Genomic DNA, 16,559 nt, shown 5'->3' with positions numbered 1-16,559 from the left:
GGCCGGCTCAGCCGGCATCGAGGATTTCGATGACAAAATTGTTGTTGGTGTAGACGCAAATTTCGGATGCGATCTGCATCGCCTTGCGGGCGATTTCTTCGGCATCCTTGTCGGTGTCCATCAGCGCGCGCGCCGCGGCCAGCGCATAATTGCCGCCCGAGCCGATCGCCATGACGCCATGTTCGGGTTCGAGCACGTCGCCGGTGCCGGTCAGCGCCAGCGAGACCGACTTGTCGGCAACCAGCATCATCGCTTCCAGCCGGCGCAGATAGCGGTCGGTGCGCCAGTCCTTGGCGAGTTCGACGCAGGCCCGCGTCAATTGCTCCGGATATTGTTCGAGCTTGGCCTCCAGCCGCTCCAGAAGCGTGAAGGCGTCAGCGGTGGCGCCGGCGAAACCGGCAATGACATTGCCGCTTTTGCCGATTCGGCGCACCTTCTTGGCGTTGCCTTTCATGATCGTCTGGCCAAGGCTGACCTGGCCATCACCGGCGATCACCACCTTGCCGCCCCTGCGCACGGTCAGGATCGTCGTGGCGTGCATGGTCAGTTCGTTCGACATCTCTGCTCCGATCAGCACCGGTCCCGACAAGGCGATTTGGCGCATTACGAGTGACTTGATCGACCATATGTATGCATAGGTCCGATGATTGCCAACCGGTCATCGGCCAGGCTCGATACTGCTTGGCACGGCAACTGGCAATCGCCGGATCATGCTGCTAGAAGGCTCTCGTTTTCAAGCATGTGGACGCTTGGAACGCCTGAACTCTGGACAAGGATGAACATGCCGCCCCGTTCCGCCAATGCAAGCCGCAAGACCAAGGAAACCGACATCTCCGTATCGGTCCAGGTCGACGGCTCCGGAAAATCCGATATTTCGACGGGCGTCGGCTTCTTTGATCACATGCTGGACCAGCTGTCGCGCCATTCGCTGATCGACATGACGGTCAAGGCCAAGGGCGACCTGCACATAGACGATCACCACACGGTCGAGGACACCGGCATCGCGCTCGGTCAGGCGCTGGCCAAGGCACTAGGCGAGCGGCGCGGCATCATGCGCTATGCCTCGATCGATCTCGCCATGGACGAGACGCTGACGCGCGCGGCGATCGACGTTTCCGGCCGTCCTTTCCTTGTCTGGAACGTTGTGTTCTCGTCGCCGAAGATCGGCACGTTCGACACCGAACTGGTGCGCGAATTCTTCCAGGCTCTGGCGCAAAATGCCGGCATCACGCTGCATGTCACCAACCACTATGGCGCCAACAATCACCACATCGCCGAGACCTGCTTCAAGGCGGTGGCGCGTGCGCTGCGTTTCGCGCTTGAAAGCGACCCGCGCCAGCCTGACGCGGTTCCTTCCACCAAGGGATCTCTGAAGGGATAGGCCATGGCCGTCTATGTCGTGATGGAACCGCCGGGCCGCGGCGAAAAGCCTGACACAACGGCCTTTGTCCGTGATGGGTTTTCCTGGCTTGGCTTCCTCGTGCCGCCGCTATGGCTGCTCTGGCACCGGTTGTGGATCGAGGCAGCACTGGCGTTTGTCGGCATGGCTCTGCTTTCGATGCTTGCCGAAGGTCTGAGCCTTGGGCTGGCCGGCCGGCTGCTGTCGCTGCTGGTATCGCTCTATGTCGGGCTGGAAGGGCAGGCGTTGCGGATCGCCGCACTGCGCCGTCGTGGCTGGCACGAATGGGGCGTCGTCGAGGCCGACAGGCTCGACGATGCCGATACGCGCTATGTGCTGGAAGCCGAAGCGCATGCGGACGAGCAGGCGCCGGTGCCGCGCATCGTTCCGGACGCTGCCCATGCCCGGCCGGCGCAGACGGGAATGGTGCTTGGACTGACGCACACGCCGGGAAGACCCTGACATGCGGGTCGCGATCATCGATTATGGCTCGGGCAACCTGCGCTCGGCTACCAAGGCCTTCGAGCGCGCCGCGCACGAAGCCGGTATCGCCGCCGCCATCGACCTGACCGCCGATGCCGAGCGTGTCAGAACCGCCGACCGCATCGTCCTGCCCGGCGTCGGCGCCTATGCCGATTGCGCGGCCGGGCTGCGCGCTGTGGCCGGCATGTGGGAGGCGGTCGAGGAGGTCGCGATCGTCAAGCGGCGGCCGTTCCTCGGCATCTGCGTCGGCATGCAGCTGATGTCGGAGCGGGGCCTGGAAAAGACTGTCACGACAGGCTTTGGCTGGATCGCCGGCGACGTCAAGGAGATCACCCCGGCCGATCCTGCGCTAAAAATCCCGCAGATCGGCTGGAACACGATCGAGCTCACGCGCAAGCATCCGCTGTTTTCCGGCATTCCGACCGGCAGCAAGGGATTGCACGCCTATTTCGTTCATTCCTACCATCTCGACGCGCAGAAGCCGGACGAGGTGCTGGCGATTGCCGACTATGGTGGCCCGGTTACAGCTGCTGTTATCAGCGACAATCTCGCCGGCACGCAGTTTCATCCCGAAAAGAGCCAGGCGCTTGGCCTGGCGCTGATCACCAATTTCCTGCGCTGGAGGCCCTAAGAAAATGAGCAAGAAAGGCTACTGGATGGCGATGGTCGATGTCCGCGATCCCGAGGGCTACAAGCAGTATATCGAGGCGAACGCGGCGGCTTTTGCGAAATATGGCGCGAAGTTTCCCGTGCGGGCGGGGCGTTATGCGAACCCGGAAGGGCCGACAGGCAACCGCCACGTCCTGGTCGAGTTCGAGTCCTACGACAAGGCGATAGAATGCTACGAATCGCCTGAATACCGGGAGGCTTTGAAGTACAGGCTTGCTGCCTCGACCGGCCATTTCGTCATTGTTGAAGGCGCGTGAGCGGTGATCCTGTTCCCGGCCATCGACCTCAAGGACGGCAAGTGCGTCCGCCTGAAGCACGGCGATATGGCGACCGCAACGATTTACAACGACGACCCGGCCGCGCAGGCCAGGGCTTTCGAGCAACAAGGCTTTGAATGGCTGCATGTCGTCGACCTCAACGGCGCCTTCAAGGGCCAGAGCGTCAACGGCGCGGCGGTCGGCGCCATTCTCAAGGCAACGAAGAACCCGGTGCAGCTCGGCGGCGGCATCCGCACCCTGGCGCAGGTCGAGGACTGGCTCGATCGCGGCCTGGTCCGCATCATTCTCGGCACGGTGGCGGTGCGCGATCCGGATCTGGTCAGGCAGGCCTGCAAGGCATTCCCGGGCAAGATCGCCGTCGGCATCGACGCCAAGGGCGGCAAGGTGGCGGTCGAGGGTTGGGCCGAGGCTTCTAGTCTCGGCGTCATCGAACTGGCCAAGAAGTTCGAGGGCGCCGGCGTTGCCGCCATCATCTACACCGACATCGACCGCGACGGTGTGCTGACCGGCATCAACTGGGACGCCACCATCGATCTTGCCGACGCCGTGTCTATCCCGGTCATCGCCTCCGGCGGGCTGGCCTCGATCGCCGACATCGTGCGCATGACAATGCCCGATGCGCAAAAGCTCGAAGGCGCCATCTCAGGGCGTGCACTTTATGACGGACGTATCGACCCGGCCGAGGCATTGGCGATCCTGGCGGCCGGACCGGAGAAGGCGAGGGCGCGATGAAACTCTCGATCATCCTCGCACCCTATGACAGTGGCCTTTACCATGCCGGCTTTGGCCAGGGCCCCGACGCCATCATTGCCGGCGGCCTTGTCGATGAACTTGCCTTGCGCGGCCATGATGTCGTCGTCGAGGACATCGGCGAGGTCGGCGATGCCCAGAGACGCGAAATCGCGACAGGTTTCGCGGTTTGTCGGGCAGTCGCCACCAAGGTCGACATGGCGCGCGACGATGAGCGTTTTCCCATCGTGCTCGCCGGAAATTGCCTGACCGCCGCCGGTGCGGTGGCCGGCGACGCAGCTGATTCGATCATCTGGATCGATCAGCATGGCGATCTCAACACGCCCGAGACGTCGGCCTACGGCTTTCTCGACGGCATGGCGCTGGCGACGACGCTGGGGCTCTGCTGGCGGCCGATGACGTCAGCCATTCCCGGCTTCCAGGCGATCGACCCGTCGCGCTGCATGCTGGTCGACGCGCGCGACCTCGATCCAGATGAAAGGCGGCTTCTCGAGACGTTGCCGATCATTCGCGCCCAGTGGACCGATGCACTCGACAATGTCGGAAAGCTCAAGGCGGCCGGCGCGGCCCAAGCGCATTTGCATCTTGATCTGGATGTTCACGATCCGGATGTGCTGCAAGTGAACCGCTATGCGCTGCCGGGAGGTCCAAATCCGGAACAGCTGCGGCAACTGGTTTGCGGGCTGGCCAAGTCGATCCCGATCGTCGGCATCACCCTGTCCGCCTACGATCCTGCCTTTGACGCCAAAGGCGAGGTTCCGCCTGTCGTTGGGCAATTGCTTGGCGATTTTCTTGCCGCGCATGCGAGGATCTGATGCTGAAGGCCCGCGTCATCCCCTGTCTCGACGTCAAGAACGGCCGTGTCGTCAAAGGCGTCAATTTCGTCGACCTGATCGATGCCGGCGATCCGGTCGAAGCGGCCAAGGCCTATGATGCCGCCGGCGCCGACGAGCTCTGCTTCCTCGACATCACCGCCTCGTCCGAAAATCGCGAGACCATCTTCGACATCGTCGCCCGCACCGCCGAGCAATGCTTCATGCCGCTGACCGTCGGCGGCGGCGTGCGCCAGGTCGCCGACATAAGAAAGCTGCTTTTGGCCGGCGCCGACAAAGTGTCGATCAACACGGCGGCGGTGAGGAATCCCGATTTCATCGCCGAGGCGGCCGACAAGTTCGGCAACCAGTGCATCGTCGTCGCCATCGATGCCAAGATAGTGTCAGGCGAAGGCGAGGCCGACCGCTGGGAGATTTTCACCCATGGCGGCCGCGAGAAGACCGGCATCGACGCGGTCGAATTCGCTCAGCAGATGGTCGATCGCGGCGCCGGCGAGATTCTGCTGACGTCGATGGACCGCGACGGCACCAAGGCCGGCTACGATATCGCGCTCACCCGCGCGGTCGCCGACGCGGTGCGTGCGCCGGTCATCGCCTCCGGCGGCGTCGGCACGCTCGATCACCTGGTCGAGGGCATTCGCGACGGCCATGCCGGCGCGGTGCTGGCGGCATCGATTTTCCATTTCGGCACGTACAGCATTGCTGAAGCCAAGTCGCACATGGCCCGAGCCGGCCTGCCGATGCGACTGGACTCGCCAGGGGATCGGCTCTAAAGCATGATCCCGAACCGAAGGTCCGTGCGCCAGCCAAAAGGGGGAACCGGTTTCGGAAAAGATCATGCTTAAACAAGCAGATAGATGGCGCCATGGCTGAGTTTTCGCTCTCCGATCTGGAGACAATCATCAGGGAACGCGCGCATTCCGGCGATCCGGATTCGTGGACGGCAAAGCTGTTCGCGCGCGGCATCGACAAGGCGGCGCAGAAGCTCGGCGAAGAGGCGGTCGAAACGGTGATCGCGGCCGTTGGCGGTGACAGGCAGGCCCTCGTTTCGGAAAGCGCCGATCTCATCTATCATTGGCTTGTCGTTCTAGGCGTCGCCGGCGTTCCGCTTGCCGATGTCCTGACCGAACTCGAGCGCCGCACCGGTCGTTCGGGCATCGCCGAAAGGGCGTCTCGGCAGGACCGGGGCTGATCGCTGCGGAGGGCAGGAAACTCGATGGACCAGCTCGCCCCCACCGAGAAATATTCGCCATTTCGTTTTTTCTCGGCGGAGCAATGGTCGCAGTTCCGCGCCGATACGCCGATGACGCTCGGCGAGGACGAGGTCCGTCGCCTGCGTTCACTCAACGACCCGGTCGACCTCGAAGAGGTCAAGCGCATCTATCTTTCGCTGTCGCGGCTGTTGTCGGCCCATGTCGAGGCGAGCCAGCTTCTGTTCAGGCAGCGCCAGGCCTTCTTCAACGCGATGGATGTCGTCAAAACGCCCTTCATCATCGGCATTGCCGGCTCTGTCGCGGTCGGCAAATCGACCACGGCGCGCGTCCTCAAGGAATTGCTGGCGCGCTGGCCGTCGAGCCCCAAGGTCGATCTGATCACCACCGACGGCTTCCTGCTTCCCAACGAAATCCTGCGCCGCAACAATCTGATGGAGCGCAAGGGCTTTCCCGACAGCTACGATGTCGGCGCCCTGCTGCGTTTCCTGTCGGGCATCAAATCGGCGCAGCGCAATGTCCGCGCGCCAGTCTATTCGCACCTGACCTACGACGTCGTTCCCGGCGAGTTCCAGACCATCGACCGGCCGGACATATTGATCTTCGAAGGCATCAACGTCCTTCAGCCCGGCAAGCTGCCAAAGGACGGCAAGATCGTGCCTTTCCTGTCGGATTTCTTCGACTTCGCCATCTATATCGATGCCGAAGAGGAGCTGATCCATCAATGGTACATCGCCCGCTTCATGCGGCTGCGCGAGACTGCCTTCCGCGATCCGGACTCCTTCTTCCACCGCTATTCGCAACTTTCGCAAGCAGCGGCCCGCGCCATCGCCGAAGGCCTGTGGGCCAACATCAACCTGAAGAATCTGCGCGAGAACATCCTGCCGACGCGAGCCCGCGCCGATCTCATCCTGCGCAAGGGCGCCAATCATCTGGTCGAGGAAGTGGCGCTCAGGAAGCTGTAACGAAGCGGTTAACGGCGCTTTAATGCATGTCGCGCAAAAGTGTGCAGCGGTTTTGCGATAACGACATGCATAAAACAATAACCTGAAGCGCGTCGCATGAGGCCGGTCAAACGCGACGCGCTTTAGGCAGTGCCCGCTATCGTTCAATCGCAAGTTCCAGAGCATTTGTCGGGAGCAGCCGGTGATCAATATGCCTGCATTGCGCCGGCCTGACATTTCCGCCTGGCGCGGAACGCTCCGCGCCGGCTTCTCAAATTCGCCTCGGTAGGACTTGCGGCCACAGTCCTCTATGCGCTTTGCGCCTGCCTCTTCACCAGTGCCGGGTCAAGCGACCTGTCACCGGCCACAGCCTCCGTCGCCGCCTATGCGGTCGCGTCAATCTTTTCCGGTCGCTCAGTCGCGGGCCTCGGCCGTGACACGAAGCGGGTGCCGGTTTTGGGAAAATCCGATGCCTGAAAAGAGTGATGAGCGGCGATACGGCTCGACTTGAAAGTCCGCGCTTTTGCGCGACAGCATTAGCCAGGATAGGTCACCCGCCGCAGCGTCAGATTGATCCGGCCGCCATTCCTGAGCAGTGCCGAGGTCGACGGATAGATACGGTCGACGCCGTGGAAACAGAGGCGGCCTTCGCCGCCAAGCACGACGACGTCGCCGCTTTTCAGCCTGAACGATTTGGTGCCGCCTTCGCGCGTGCTCTGGCCGACCCTGAACAGGCAATCGTCGCCCAGTGAAACGGAGACGACCGGCGCAGAGAAATCGATCTCGTCGCGGTCCTGATGAAGGCCCATCTTCGCGTCGGGCGAATAGAAATTGACCAGGCAAGCCTCCGGCGGATGGGGATAGGCAGACACCTCGCGCCACAGCTCCAGCAGCACGTCCGGGATCGGCGGCCAGGGCGTCCCGGTCACCGGGTGCGTCGGCTGGTAGCGATAGCCGTTCTGCTTGTCGGTGACCCAGCCAAGCGAACCGCAATTGGTCATGCGCACGCTCATCTCCTTGCCGGTGCGCGGCATCGCCGGCACGAACAGCGGCGCTTCCTGCACGACCTGCCTCACATCCTCGACCAGCGCTTCCTGCACGGCGCGGGACAGATAGAGGGGCATGTGGCGGACGCCTTTGGGCAGAACGAGCATGGTCGCTTGATCCGTTGGTCTGCAAACGACCAGAATGCCACCATCAAACGAAAACGGCGACCCGAAAGCCGCCGCCATTGTCGATTGCTGTTGCTGATCTGGGTCGATCTGGTCAGGCCTGATCGAGATCCGGGATGCGCAGAACCTGCCCCGGATAGATCTTGTCCGGGTCGGTCAGCATCGGCTTGTTGGCCTCGAAGATGATCGTGTTCTTCGTACCCTTGCCCTTGCCATAGCTCTTTTCGGCAATCTTCCAGAGATTGTCGCCTTTCTTGACCGTGTAGAAGGTCGGTTGCCTGGCCGGGGCTGCGGGCGTGCCGGCCTCGGGTGCGGCGACCTGCAATTCATCCGCCTGCACCTTGGACACGCCGAGCGTGTTGCCGACGGCGATGATGGCTTTTTCGAAGATCGACTGATCCTTGACCACGCCTTTCAGCACAGCCGTATCGCCCTTGACGTCGACTTCCACATTGTCGGTGCCGAGCGCGTGCGAATCGAGTTCCTTCTTCAGCGTATCGGCGGTCGGCTCCGGCTCATCGTCGCCGAAGCCGAGCTTCTTGCCGACGCCCTTGACGAAATCAAACATGCCCATCTGCGGTCTCCTTGCTGTGACGAATACCGAACTTGCCACCTGCAACCTCGAATTGGAAGCGGTCTCGACCGCGATCGACGTCGCGCCTGCCGCATCGGCCCAGAACTCTGAATCTATCCCCGGAAAAGCACCATGCGTGGCTGCCAGAGCGCGCACCCTTTGCGTCCGGGTGGACGCGCATCAATCGTCGTCCACCCGACCGCGCAGCTTCTTGATCGTGCCGCGCCCAGCCTTGGTCTTCAGCCGCCTTTCGACCGCGCCTTTCGACGGCCTTGTCTTCTTGCGCGGCGGCGGCGGCGGTTCGGCGGCCCTGGCGACCAGTTCGGCAAGCCGCGCCCGGGCGTCCGCCCGGTTCTGCTCTTGCGTGCGGAAGCGTCCGGCCTCAATGACGATGACGCCGTCCTTGGTGGCGCGCTGGCCGGCCAGCTTAATGGTTCGCTCGCGGACGCGCTCCGACAGGCCCGGCGCATTCGCCGCATCGAAGCGCAATTGCACCGCCGTCGCCACCTTGTTGACGTTCTGGCCGCCGGGGCCGGACGAGCGGATGAAGTCCTCGTGCAGGTCATCCGGATGGATTACCGCATCGTCGGCAATGATGATCTTGTCGTCGGCGTTCATGCCGCAGTCATGGCGCGGCGAACGAAAAAAGAAAAGGCCCGGGTCGGGCCTTCCCCCGGGTCGGGCCTTCCCGATCCCGGTCCCGGGTCGGGCGTTCCCGAACCCGGTCCGGGGCCTCGAGACGCAGCGGCGGCTATTCCGCGGCTTCGCGCATGCGCGGCGCGGCGCCGAGCACGATGGCGTCGACATGCGGTTCGAATTTTTCGAAATTGACGGCGAACATGCCGACCAGCCTCGCCGCCTGCAGGTCATAGGCTGAGGTATCGGCCCATGTCGATCTTGGATCGAGAATGGCACGGTCGACGCCCGCGACCGCCACCGGCACCTCGAAACCAAAATTGGCGTCGGTCCGGTAATCGGCCCCTTTCAGCGAGCCGTCGAGCGCCGCGGCGAGCAGCGCCCGCGTCGCCTTGATCGGCATCCGCTTGCCGGTGCCGTAGGCGCCGCCGGTCCAGCCGGTGTTGACCAGCCAGCAATCGACACCGTGATGGGCGATCAGCTCGCGCAGCAGATTGCCGTATTCCGACGGATGGCGCGGCATGAACGGTGCGCCGAAACAGGTCGAAAACGTCGCTTCGGGTTCGGTGACGCCCTTTTCGGTCCCTGCCACCTTGGCGGTGTAGCCGGAGAGGAAATGATACATCGCCTGCGCCGGGGTCAGCCGGGCAATCGGCGGCATCACGCCAAATGCGTCGGCGGTCAGCATGATGATGTTTTTCGGGTGAGCGGCGCGGCCGGTCTTGCTGGCGTTGGGGATGAAGTGGAGCGGGTAGGCGCAGCGCGTGTTTTCAGTGAGATTGCCGTCGTTGAAATCCGGCACGCGGCTCGCGTCGAGCACCACATTCTCCAGCACCGTGCCGAAGCGCTGGGTGGTGGCGAAGATCTCCGGCTCGGCTTCGGCCGAGAGCTTTATCGTCTTGGCATAGCAGCCGCCTTCGAAGTTGAAGATGCCATGCGGACCCCAGCCGTGCTCGTCGTCGCCGACCAGCGTGCGCGACGGATCGGCCGACAGCGTCGTCTTGCCGGTTCCCGAGAGGCCGAAGAAGATGGCCGCGTCTCCGCCGGCGCCTTCATTGGCCGAGCAATGCATCGGCATCACGCCCTTCGCCGGCAACAGGTAGTTGAGCACGGTGAACACCGATTTTTTCATTTCGCCGGCATAGGAGGTGCCGCCGATCAGCACGATCATGCGCGTCAGATCGACGGCGATCACCGTTCCGGTTCGGGTGCCGTGGCGGACGGGATCGGCACGGAACGACGGCAGGTCGATGATCGTCAGGTCGGGCACAAAATGCTCGAGCTCGGCGGCTTCCGGGCGAATGAGCAGATTGCGGATGAACAAGGAGTGCCAGGCAAGCTCGGTGACGACCCGGGTGGTCAGCTTCAAGTCCTCATCGGCGCCGCCGACCAGGTCCTGCACATAAAGATCCTTGTCCGCCGCATGGGCGCGAAAATCGGCGAGCAGCGTGTCGAACTGGGCCGGCGAAATCGACTTGTTGTTGTCCCACCATACATGCGGCCCGGTGGTCTCGTCGCGCACGACGAATTTGTCCTTGGGCGAACGGCCGGTGTGCTGCCCGGTCTCGGCGACCAGCGCGCCATGCGCGGTAAGCCGGGCCTCGCCGCGGCGGATCGCTTCCTCGTAAAGGACGGCCTCGCCGAAATTATAGCGCACCGCGCCGGTGGTTTTCAGGCCGATCCGGTCGATCGCCCATGCGGGATTGCGTTTGCCGGCTTCCGACATAAGGGGTTCCTTCTTCGATTACAGCATCCTGGCCGGCGAACTTCCGGAGCCCCCAACGACGGAGACTGTAACGGTCAGAACCAGAAAAGCCAAATGATATCAAATATTTAATCGATTTAAATATTTTGAAAGTTGTTTAAATCGTTTATATGTGCGAAAAATCAGGCGGGTGCCCAAAGGATTGGCGGTCTTTATCGGTCCAATCCATGTTGAGGTGAGATTGTGGCCGCCGGCATGCCGCTCGTGACAGCGGACGAAGCCTGTGCCACATTTTGTACCTAATTTGTCCTGCAAAAGCCCCTTCTCGACCAAAGAAGGGACAGCTCATGAGGGAGCCACTTGAAATGGCAACAATCGCGCTTGTCGACGACGACCGCAACATTCTGACTTCGGTGTCGATCGCCCTCGAATCGGAGGGGTATCGCGTCGAAACCTATACGGATGGGGCGTCGGCGCTGGAAGGTCTGGCGGCGCGCCCGCCGAATCTCGCCATCCTCGACATCAAGATGCCGCGCATGGACGGCATGGAGCTTCTGCGCCGGATGCGCCAGAAATCCGACCTGCCGGTGATCTTCCTGACGTCCAAGGACGACGAGATCGATGAGCTTTTCGGCCTCAAGATGGGCGCCGACGACTTTATCCGCAAACCCTTCTCGCAGCGTCTTCTGGTCGAGCGGGTTCGCGCCGTGCTGCGCCGTGCCAGCGCCCGCGAGGCGTCGGCCAAGACGCCCAACCAGCAGGCCCGTTCGCTTGAGCGCGGCCAGCTTGTCATGGACCAGGAGCGCCACACCTGCACCTGGAAGGGCGAGCCGGTGACGCTTACCGTCACCGAATTCCTGATCCTGCATTCTCTGGCCCAACGCCCCGGTGTGGTAAAAAGCCGTGATGCGCTGATGGATTCGGCCTATGATGAGCAGGTCTATGTCGATGACCGCACCATCGACAGTCACATCAAGCGGCTTCGCAAGAAGTTCAAGGCCGTCGATGATGACTTCGAGATGATCGAAACCCTTTACGGAGTCGGATATCGATTCCGCGAAGCATGAATTGATGCATGTCGCCAAAAGTGGTCCCGGCTCTGGGACACCGACATGCTCAAAACTTAATGCATGTCGCCCAAAAGTGGTCCCGGTTTTGGGACACCGACATGCATAAAAACCAGGACTGAGCGGGGGCTGCTATTCGATGGCAGTGGACGTAGAGCGAGTGAGACGGACGGGCGCCCGGCGCCCGTCGCGGATTCTGCCCGCATTCCTGTCGAGGATCACGGTGCCGATGCGCCGCTTCCTCGGCCACCATATCTTTTCCAGCCTGACGCGGCGCATTCTCTTCCTCAACCTCGCCGGCCTGGCCGTCCTGGTCACCGGCATCCTCTACCTCAACACGTTTCGCGACGGGCTGATCGATGCCCGCGTCGAGAGCCTGATGACACAGGGCGAGATCATTGCCGGCGCGATCGCGGCATCGGCGACGGTCGAGACCGATTCGATCAGCATCGATCCGGAAAAGCTGCTTGAACTGCAGGCCGGCGAAAGCCTGGGCCCCGGCTCCGACCAGCTCGACAATCTGGACTTTCCGATCAATCCGGAGCGCGTCGCGCCGGTGCTCAGGCGGTTGATTTCGCCGACGCGGACGCGCGCCCGGATCTATGACCGCGACGCCAATCTGCTGCTCGATTCGCGCCACCTCTATTCGCGCGGCCAGATCCTTCGCTACGATCTGCCGCCGACCGACAAGGAAGAGCCCGATCTTCTCGAGCGAATCCAGAAATTCGTCTTCGACTTCTTCCGCAACACCGCGCTGCCGGTCTACCATGAGCAGCCGGGCGGCAACGGCGCCGCATTTCCGGAGGTGGTCAAGGCGCTTACCGGCAGCCCGTCGACCCTCGTCCGGATCTCCGAACAGGGCGAGCAGATTGTTTCGGTCGCCGTGCCGATCCAGCGCTTCCGCGCCGTCCTCGGCGTGCTGATGCTGTCGACGGAAGGCGGCGACATCGACAAGATCGTCGCGGCCGAGCGCAAGGCGATCCTGCGCGTCTTCGGCATCGCCGCCCTTGTCACCGCCATCCTGTCGATGCTGCTTGCTTCGACCATCGCCAACCCGCTGCGCCGGCTGTCGGCGGCGGCGGTCAGGGTGCGGCGCGGCGTCAAGAATCGCGAGGAAATCCCGGACTTCTCCGATCGGCAGGACGAGATCGGCAATCTGTCGATCGCCGTGCGCGACATGACCAATGCGCTCTACGCCCGCATCGAGGCGATCGAAAGTTTCGCGGCTGACGTCTCGCACGAATTGAAGAACCCGCTGACCTCGCTGCGCAGCGCGGTAGAAACCCTGCCTCTGGCTAAGAACGAGGCGTCGCGCGCCCGGCTGATGGAGATCATCCAGCACGACGTCAGGCGGCTGGACCGTCTCATCACCGACATTTCCGATGCCTCCCGTCTTGACGCCGAACTCGCGCGGGAAGACGCAGGAACCGTGGATCTCAAGAAATTCATCACGGATCTGGTCGACGTTTCGCGCACGGCCACGCGCAACAAGAAGACAGTCGACATCGAGTTCAAGGTCGCCAAACTGCCGCAGGGCGTCAAAGGCTACTTCGTCGCCGGCCATGATCTGAGGATCGGCCAGGTCATCACCAATCTGATCGAGAATGCCCGCTCCTTCGTTCCTGAGGAGCGCGGCCACATCGCCATATCGCTGGCGCGCGCCGGCAAGGTCAACATCATCACCGTCGACGACAACGGTCCCGGTATAAGGGCCGACAACATCGACCGCATCTTCGAACGCTTCTACACCGATCGGCCGGCCGGCGAGGCGTTCGGCCAGAACTCGGGTCTCGGCCTGTCGATCAGCAGGCAGATCGTCGAAGCCCATGGCGGCACGCTGACCGCCGAGAACATCCCGGGCACCAAACCCGGCGAGATCAAGGGCGCGCGCTTCGTCGTCACACTGCCGGCCGAAGGCTGATCTGTGCGCGCTGAAAACATTCATGGAACGGCGCTGCTGATCGGCGAGCGCGGCGTCCTCATCACCGGACCGTCCGGCGCCGGCAAGACGACGCTGGCGCTGACACTCCTGGATCATTGCCGCGCGCGCGGGCTGTTTTCGCGGCTTATCGGCGACGACAGGCTGCTCGCCGCGGCCCACGCCGGGCGGCTGGTCTGTCGCGTGCCGGCGACCATCGCCGGACTCGCCGAAGTGCCTGGGTTCATGCCGCGCCCGCTGCCGTTCGAGCCGGGTGGAGTGATCGACCTGCATGTCCGGCTGGTGCCGAAGGCAGAAATGGCCCGTTTCCAGGAGGAAATCAGCGAGCCAGTGGCAGGCTGTCCGGTGCCGCGTATCGACCTTGCCGAGCGCAACGCCGCCACGGCCTTGCCGGCGGTGATGGCGCGGCTGTCGATCGCGCCCTTTTTATGATCCGGTTCCGGTTTTTTGCTGCAATGCGTCAAAATGGCCTGTGCCTGTGCAATTTTGGGCTTGTCAACGCGCCTCGCGTCGACAAGATAGCGCTCCCGCCGCCTGGAATGGCCGGCGAGCATAAAATGCGGCTGTGAAGCGGCGATGACGGGAGCCACCAAAGAATGATCGGACTCGTGCTTGTAACGCACGGTCAACTGGCCGCCGAGTTCCGCCATGCCGTGGAACATGTCGTCGGGCCACAAGACAATTTCGAGACCGTGGCGATCGGCGCCGACGACGATATGGAGCAGCGCCGCAGCGACATCATCGACGCCGTTGCCCGTGTCGACACGGGAGCAGGCGTCATCGTCTTGACTGACATGTTCGGCGGCACGCCTTCCAATCTTGCAATTTCGGTGATGGAATCCGGTCGTACCGAGGTCATTGCCGGCATGAACCTGCCGATGCTGATCAAGCTGTCCAGCATTCGCAAGGGCGACAATATGAGCGCAGCGCTGGACGAGGCGCAGGCGGCCGGCCGCAAATACATCAATGTCGCCAGCCAGCTTCTGAGCAGCAAATGAGCGCGCTGTCGGCCAACAAGGGTGACATCGTCCGGGAATTTCCAATCGTCAACCAGCGTGGCCTGCATGCCCGCGCCTCGGCAAAATTCGTTCAGGTCGCCAGCGGTTTCGACGCCTCCGTCCAGGTCGAGAAGGACGGCGTCACGGTTGGTGGCACCTCGATCATGGGCCTCATGATGCTGGCGGCAAGCCCCGGCTATTCGATCCGCGTCACCGCCAGCGGCCCGGAGGCCGAGCAGGTGATCGACGCGCTGGAGCAACTGGTCGCCTCCCGCTTCGGCGAAGAGTCCTGACGCCTGGAGCGCGTCGCGGCTGAACCCGATTTCGCGCCGGCGCGCCTTCGAAGACATGCACGGATAAAGATTTCTTTATATCCCATTGTCGTCCGACCGACGATCTGCTAGTCAGGCCGGCAACCCGCGCCCTTCGACCCGCCTTCCGGCGCGGGCGCATCCCGAAGACAATTCTTGATCGGAGCACTGCCATGACGGGTAGCAATGACTATGTGGTCGCCGACATCTCGCTTGCCGGCTGGGGCCGCAAGGAGATCGAGATCGCCGAAACCGAAATGCCGGGCCTGATGGCCTGTCGCGAAGAATTCGGCAAGGCGCAGCCGCTCAAGGGCGCGCGCATCACCGGCTCGCTGCACATGACCATCCAGACGGCGGTGCTGATCGAAACGCTGAAGGCGCTCGGCGCCGAAATCCGCTGGGCCTCCTGCAACATCTTCTCGACCCAGGACCATGCGGCCGCGGCCATCGCCGAGGCCGGCATTCCGGTCTTCGCCGTCAAGGGCGAGTCGCTCGAGGACTACTGGGTCTACACCGACAAGATATTCCAGTGGGCCGATGGCGGCACCTCCAACATGATCCTCGACGATGGCGGCGACGCCACCATGTACATCCTGATCGGCGCGCGCGCCGAAGCCGGCGAGGATGTGCTCTCCAATCCGGGCAGCGAGGAGGAAGAAATCCTGTTTGCCCAGATCAAGAAGCGTATGGCGGCATCGCCCGGGTTCTTCGCCAAGCAGAAGGAAGCGATCCGCGGCGTCACCGAAGAGACCACCACCGGCGTCAACCGGCTCTATCAGTTGCAGAAGAAGGGCCTGCTGCCGTTCCCGGCGATCAACGTCAACGATAGCGTGACCAAGTCGAAATTCGACAATAAATATGGCTGCAAGGAATCGCTGGTCGACGGCATTCGCCGCGGCACCGACACGATGATGGCCGGCAAGGTTGCGGTCGTCTGCGGCTATGGCGACGTCGGCAAGGGCTCTTCGGCGTCGCTCAAGGGCGCCGGCGCCCGCGTCAAGGTCACCGAGGTCGATCCGATCTGCGCATTGCAGGCGGCAATGGATGGCTTCGAAGTCGTCACCCTCGAAGATGCCGCCCCGACCGCCGACATCATCATCACCACCACCGGCAACAAGGATGTCGTCACCATCGACCATATGCGGGCGATGAAGGACATGGTGATCGTCGGCAATATCGGCCACTTCGACAACGAGATCCAGGTGGCGTCGCTGCGCAATCTGAAGTGGACCAACATCAAGCCGCAGGTCGACATGATCACCTTCCCGGACGGCAAGCGGATGATCCTTTTGTCGGAAGGCCGCCTGCTCAATCTCGGCAACGCCACCGGCCACCCGAGCTTCGTCATGTCGGCGTCCTTCACCAACCAGGTGCTGGCCCAGATCGAGCTGTACAGCAAGCCCGGCCAGTATCAGAACCAGGTCTATGTCCTGCCGAAGCATCTCGATGAAAAGGTCGCGCGCCTGCATCTCGACAAGCTCGGCGCCCGGCTTACCGAACTGTCCGGCGAACAGGCCGCCTATATCGGCGTGACCCCGCAGGGACCGTTCAAGCCGGAACACTACCGCTATTAACCACAGCGGAAATTAC

The 16,559-nt window shown here is 62.7% G+C and carries 20 protein-coding genes; 15 read left to right on the top strand and 5 right to left on the bottom strand.

The features are described from left to right. Positions 1–7 precede the first annotated feature (7 nt). Entirely contained in the window at positions 8–559 is a 552-nt protein-coding gene (hslV, locus tag AC0L3D_RS03620) for an ATP-dependent protease subunit HslV (protein WP_287305390.1), read from the bottom strand. A gap of 222 nt (positions 560–781) precedes the next feature. Here hslV and hisB point away from each other — a divergent pair, with 222 nt between their 5' ends. The 9 genes from hisB (at position 782) to coaA (ending at position 6,588) form a co-directional block, all read left to right on the top strand. Continuing rightward, entirely contained in the window at positions 782–1,381 is a 600-nt protein-coding gene (gene hisB / locus AC0L3D_RS03615) for an imidazoleglycerol-phosphate dehydratase HisB (protein ID WP_077375200.1), read from the top strand. Between the two features lie 3 nt (positions 1,382–1,384). Continuing rightward, positions 1,385–1,861 (top strand): DUF2628 domain-containing protein, encoded by a 477-nt coding sequence (locus AC0L3D_RS03610; protein WP_287176375.1) that lies wholly within the window; start codon positions 1,385–1,387, stop codon positions 1,859–1,861. A 1-nt stretch (position 1,862) separates the two neighbouring features. Further along, positions 1,863–2,513, top strand: coding sequence for an imidazole glycerol phosphate synthase subunit HisH (hisH, locus tag AC0L3D_RS03605; RefSeq protein ID WP_287319187.1), 651 nt, complete (start codon positions 1,863–1,865; stop codon positions 2,511–2,513). Positions 2,514–2,517: 4 nt separating this feature from the next. Next, positions 2,518–2,808 carry a DUF1330 domain-containing protein gene (locus tag AC0L3D_RS03600; RefSeq protein WP_023796919.1) on the top strand — a complete coding sequence of 97 codons (291 nt, stop codon included), beginning with the start codon at positions 2,518–2,520 and terminating at the stop codon, positions 2,806–2,808. A gap of 3 nt (positions 2,809–2,811) precedes the next feature. Next, entirely contained in the window at positions 2,812–3,561 is a 750-nt protein-coding gene (gene hisA / locus AC0L3D_RS03595) for a 1-(5-phosphoribosyl)-5-[(5-phosphoribosylamino)methylideneamino]imidazole-4-carboxamide isomerase (RefSeq protein ID WP_473643160.1), read from the top strand. Next, positions 3,558–4,394 (top strand): arginase family protein, encoded by an 837-nt coding sequence (locus tag AC0L3D_RS03590; protein ID WP_236377980.1) that lies wholly within the window; start codon positions 3,558–3,560, stop codon positions 4,392–4,394. The genes hisA and AC0L3D_RS03590 overlap by 4 nt, the downstream gene beginning before the upstream one ends. Further along, the gene (hisF, locus tag AC0L3D_RS03585; RefSeq protein ID WP_287305416.1) at positions 4,391–5,185 is read left to right on the top strand and encodes an imidazole glycerol phosphate synthase subunit HisF; all 795 of its coding nucleotides are present in this window, start codon (positions 4,391–4,393) and stop codon (positions 5,183–5,185) included. Before AC0L3D_RS03590 ends, hisF begins: the two co-directional genes overlap by 4 nt. 92 nt (positions 5,186–5,277) lie before the next feature. Continuing rightward, positions 5,278–5,604, top strand: a complete 327-nt coding sequence (locus AC0L3D_RS03580; protein WP_236377979.1) for a phosphoribosyl-ATP diphosphatase — start codon at positions 5,278–5,280, stop codon at positions 5,602–5,604. A gap of 24 nt (positions 5,605–5,628) precedes the next feature. Further along, complete coding sequence (gene coaA / locus AC0L3D_RS03575; RefSeq protein ID WP_128182569.1) at positions 5,629–6,588, top strand: type I pantothenate kinase; 960 nt, start codon at positions 5,629–5,631, stop codon at positions 6,586–6,588. A gap of 515 nt (positions 6,589–7,103) precedes the next feature. Here coaA and AC0L3D_RS03570 read toward each other — a convergent pair. The 4 genes from AC0L3D_RS03570 to AC0L3D_RS03555 all read right to left on the bottom strand — a co-directional run bounded on the left by AC0L3D_RS03570 (position 7,104) and on the right by AC0L3D_RS03555 (position 10,675). Continuing rightward, positions 7,104–7,721: an alpha-ketoglutarate-dependent dioxygenase AlkB gene (locus tag AC0L3D_RS03570; RefSeq protein WP_236393349.1), complete on the bottom strand. Its 618-nt coding sequence runs from the start codon at positions 7,719–7,721 to the stop codon at positions 7,104–7,106. A gap of 112 nt (positions 7,722–7,833) precedes the next feature. Further along, positions 7,834–8,313, bottom strand: a complete 480-nt coding sequence (lysM, locus tag AC0L3D_RS03565) for a peptidoglycan-binding protein LysM (protein WP_473643157.1) — start codon at positions 8,311–8,313, stop codon at positions 7,834–7,836. A gap of 180 nt (positions 8,314–8,493) precedes the next feature. Next, entirely contained in the window at positions 8,494–8,931 is a 438-nt protein-coding gene (gene arfB / locus AC0L3D_RS03560; RefSeq protein ID WP_027152041.1) for an alternative ribosome rescue aminoacyl-tRNA hydrolase ArfB, read from the bottom strand. 133 nt (positions 8,932–9,064) lie between these two features. Continuing rightward, positions 9,065–10,675 carry a phosphoenolpyruvate carboxykinase gene (locus AC0L3D_RS03555; protein WP_473643155.1) on the bottom strand — a complete coding sequence of 537 codons (1,611 nt, stop codon included), beginning with the start codon at positions 10,673–10,675 and terminating at the stop codon, positions 9,065–9,067. A gap of 344 nt (positions 10,676–11,019) precedes the next feature. Between AC0L3D_RS03555 and AC0L3D_RS03550 the strand changes: the two genes are divergently transcribed. The 6 genes from AC0L3D_RS03550 to ahcY all read left to right on the top strand — a co-directional run bounded on the left by AC0L3D_RS03550 (position 11,020) and on the right by ahcY (position 16,543). Then, on the top strand, positions 11,020–11,721 hold the full coding sequence (locus tag AC0L3D_RS03550; protein ID WP_023796909.1) for a response regulator transcription factor: 702 nt from the start codon (positions 11,020–11,022) through the stop codon (positions 11,719–11,721). 139 nt (positions 11,722–11,860) lie between these two features. After that, a complete protein-coding gene (locus tag AC0L3D_RS03545) occupies positions 11,861–13,642 on the top strand; it encodes a sensor histidine kinase (protein WP_077374751.1) in 1,782 nt (593 codons plus the stop codon). Positions 13,643–13,645: 3 nt separating this feature from the next. Beyond that, positions 13,646–14,092, top strand: coding sequence for an HPr kinase/phosphorylase (locus tag AC0L3D_RS03540; RefSeq protein ID WP_123146243.1), 447 nt, complete (start codon positions 13,646–13,648; stop codon positions 14,090–14,092). Positions 14,093–14,256: 164 nt separating this feature from the next. Further along, positions 14,257–14,658, top strand: a complete 402-nt coding sequence (locus AC0L3D_RS03535) for a PTS sugar transporter subunit IIA (RefSeq protein ID WP_287343561.1) — start codon at positions 14,257–14,259, stop codon at positions 14,656–14,658. Beyond that, positions 14,655–14,951 (top strand): HPr family phosphocarrier protein, encoded by a 297-nt coding sequence (locus AC0L3D_RS03530; protein WP_023796904.1) that lies wholly within the window; start codon positions 14,655–14,657, stop codon positions 14,949–14,951. Before AC0L3D_RS03535 ends, AC0L3D_RS03530 begins: the two co-directional genes overlap by 4 nt. Positions 14,952–15,142: 191 nt before the next feature. Then, positions 15,143–16,543 (top strand): adenosylhomocysteinase, encoded by a 1,401-nt coding sequence (gene ahcY, locus AC0L3D_RS03525; protein WP_128168861.1) that lies wholly within the window; start codon positions 15,143–15,145, stop codon positions 16,541–16,543. Positions 16,544–16,559: the final 16 nt, after the last annotated feature.

The sequence above is a fragment of the Mesorhizobium sp. WSM4837 genome (assembly GCF_055811435.1).
This window is presented reverse-complemented; position numbering and strand designations above follow the sequence as displayed.

Bases quoted from the DNA above. Each gene is read 5' to 3' on its own strand.
- hslV (WP_287305390.1), bottom strand. From the start codon at position 559: ATGTCGAACGAACTGACCATGCACGCCACGACGATCCTGACCGTGCGC.
- hisB (WP_077375200.1), top strand. From the start codon at position 782: ATGCCGCCCCGTTCCGCCAATGCAAGCCGCAAGACCAAGGAAACCGAC.
- AC0L3D_RS03610 (WP_287176375.1), top strand. From the start codon at position 1,385: ATGGCCGTCTATGTCGTGATGGAACCGCCGGGCCGCGGCGAAAAGCCT.
- hisH (WP_287319187.1), top strand. From the start codon at position 1,863: ATGCGGGTCGCGATCATCGATTATGGCTCGGGCAACCTGCGCTCGGCT.
- AC0L3D_RS03600 (WP_023796919.1), top strand. From the start codon at position 2,518: ATGAGCAAGAAAGGCTACTGGATGGCGATGGTCGATGTCCGCGATCCC.
- AC0L3D_RS03590 (WP_236377980.1), top strand. From the start codon at position 3,558: ATGAAACTCTCGATCATCCTCGCACCCTATGACAGTGGCCTTTACCAT.
- AC0L3D_RS03580 (WP_236377979.1), top strand. From the start codon at position 5,278: ATGGCTGAGTTTTCGCTCTCCGATCTGGAGACAATCATCAGGGAACGC.
- coaA (WP_128182569.1), top strand. From the start codon at position 5,629: ATGGACCAGCTCGCCCCCACCGAGAAATATTCGCCATTTCGTTTTTTC.
- AC0L3D_RS03570 (WP_236393349.1), bottom strand. From the start codon at position 7,721: ATGCTCGTTCTGCCCAAAGGCGTCCGCCACATGCCCCTCTATCTGTCC.
- lysM (WP_473643157.1), bottom strand. From the start codon at position 8,313: ATGGGCATGTTTGATTTCGTCAAGGGCGTCGGCAAGAAGCTCGGCTTC.
- arfB (WP_027152041.1), bottom strand. From the start codon at position 8,931: ATGAACGCCGACGACAAGATCATCATTGCCGACGATGCGGTAATCCAT.
- AC0L3D_RS03555 (WP_473643155.1), bottom strand. From the start codon at position 10,675: ATGTCGGAAGCCGGCAAACGCAATCCCGCATGGGCGATCGACCGGATC.
- AC0L3D_RS03550 (WP_023796909.1), top strand. From the start codon at position 11,020: ATGGCAACAATCGCGCTTGTCGACGACGACCGCAACATTCTGACTTCG.
- AC0L3D_RS03545 (WP_077374751.1), top strand. From the start codon at position 11,861: ATGGCAGTGGACGTAGAGCGAGTGAGACGGACGGGCGCCCGGCGCCCG.
- AC0L3D_RS03535 (WP_287343561.1), top strand. From the start codon at position 14,257: ATGATCGGACTCGTGCTTGTAACGCACGGTCAACTGGCCGCCGAGTTC.
- AC0L3D_RS03530 (WP_023796904.1), top strand. From the start codon at position 14,655: ATGAGCGCGCTGTCGGCCAACAAGGGTGACATCGTCCGGGAATTTCCA.
- ahcY (WP_128168861.1), top strand. From the start codon at position 15,143: ATGACGGGTAGCAATGACTATGTGGTCGCCGACATCTCGCTTGCCGGC.